Below are 1,696 nucleotides of genomic sequence, written 5' to 3'. Positions count from 1 at the left end.
CATTCCGCCAGGAAGTTCCTGAAGAGGAATACACAATTGAAATCGGAAAAGCCGATGTGAAACGCGAAGGAACAGACCTTTCCATCATCACATACGGAGCGATGGTTCACGAGTCATTAAAAGCGGCGGAAGAGCTTGAAAAAGAAGGCGTATCTGCTGAGGTTGTCGACCTTCGCACAGTCAGCCCGCTTGACATTGATACGATCATCGCGTCTGTAGAAAAAACAGGCCGCGCGATCGTCGTTCAAGAGGCGCAAAAACAGGCTGGAGTGGCTGCAAACGTTGTTGCCGAAATCAACGACCGCGCGATTTTGAGCCTTGAAGCTCCAGTGCTTCGCGTCACTGCTCCTGATACTGTATTCGCATTCTCTCAAGCTGAAAGCGTATGGCTTCCAAACCATAAAGACGTGCTTGAAACTGCGAAAAAAGTATTGGAATTTTAATTAGATCTGAACAATTCAAAAGGGAAAAGCTGATATCAGCCTTTTTCCCTTCATGCATTTCCACAGTCAGTCGGAGAAACTGTAGCCGTATACTGACAGTCGGCCTAAACAAGAGGCTGACCACTATATCAACTACGTAATAATCTTAGGAGGTCGAGAACTGTGGCATTTGAATTTAAACTTCCGGATATCGGGGAAGGAATCCACGAAGGCGAAATCGTGAAATGGTTCGTCAAGCCAAACGACGAGGTAAACGAAGACGACGTTTTGGCAGAGGTACAAAACGATAAAGCAGTTGTAGAAATTCCTTCACCTGTTAAAGGAAAAGTATTAGAATTAAAAGTTGAAGAGGGAACAGTCGCAACCGTTGGTCAGACAATCATCACATTTGATGCACCAGGTTACGAAGATCTTCAATTCAAAGGCAGCGAATCAGGTGAAGCGAAAGCGGAAGAAGCTGAAAAACAAGAAACTGATGCACCTGCAGAAGCAGCGGAAGCAAACGAGCAAGCGGATGCAGATCCGAATAAGCGCGTCATTGCAATGCCATCTGTACGCAAGTATGCCCGCGAAAAAGGCGTTGATATCGTGAATGTTTCAGGTTCCGGCAAAAACGGCCGCGTTCTGAAAGAAGATATTGACAGCTTCTTAAACGGAGGAACTGCCGGAGACGCTCAGGCTGCTCAAGCTGAAGAGAAAGCAGAACCTGCTGCACAGCAACCTGCAGCTGCGGTTCAAGTGCCTGAAGGCGAACTCCCTGAAACACGCGAGAAAATGAGCGGAATCCGCAAAGCCATTGCAAAAGCTATGGTCAACTCAAAACATACCGCTCCACACGTTACACTAATGGACGAAGTCGATGTGACAAACCTTGTCGCTCACCGCAAGCAGTTTAAACAAGTTGCGGCTGATCAAGGAATCAAGCTGACTTACCTGCCTTACGTGGTAAAAGCTTTAACATCAGCTCTGAAAAAATATCCAGTTCTGAATACATCAATTGACGACAATACAGATGAAGTGATTCAGAAGCACTACTACAACATCGGTATTGCGGCAGACACTGAAAAAGGCCTGCTTGTGCCGGTTGTTAAAAATGCGGACCGCAAAGCTGTTTTTGAGATTTCAAACGAAATCAACGAGCTTGCGACAAAAGCACGCGATGGCAAACTTGCTCCTGCTGAAATGAAAGGCGCTTCTTGCACAATTACGAATATCGGCTCTGCCGGCGGTCAATGGTTCACTCCGGTTATCAA

2 protein-coding genes are annotated in these 1,696 nt (G+C 46.5%); both read left to right on the top strand.

Features of this window, described 5'->3' with window-relative positions; all coding sequences use genetic code 11:
• Positions 1-443, top strand: a 443-nt coding sequence (locus BTA31_RS22005) for a transketolase C-terminal domain-containing protein (protein WP_275667523.1), incomplete at its 5' end; no start/stop codon positions are given.
• A gap of 162 nt (positions 444-605) precedes the next feature.
• Positions 606-1,696 (top strand): dihydrolipoamide acetyltransferase family protein (locus tag BTA31_RS22000; RefSeq protein ID WP_076794251.1); only part of this gene is annotated, 1,091 nt, incomplete at its 3' end.

This window comes from Bacillus haynesii (assembly GCF_001969855.1).
Classification (GTDB): Bacteria; Bacillota; Bacilli; order Bacillales; family Bacillaceae; genus Bacillus; species Bacillus haynesii.
The sequence above is the reverse complement of the archived record's forward strand: the minus strand, read 5'-3'. Positions and strand labels throughout refer to the sequence as shown.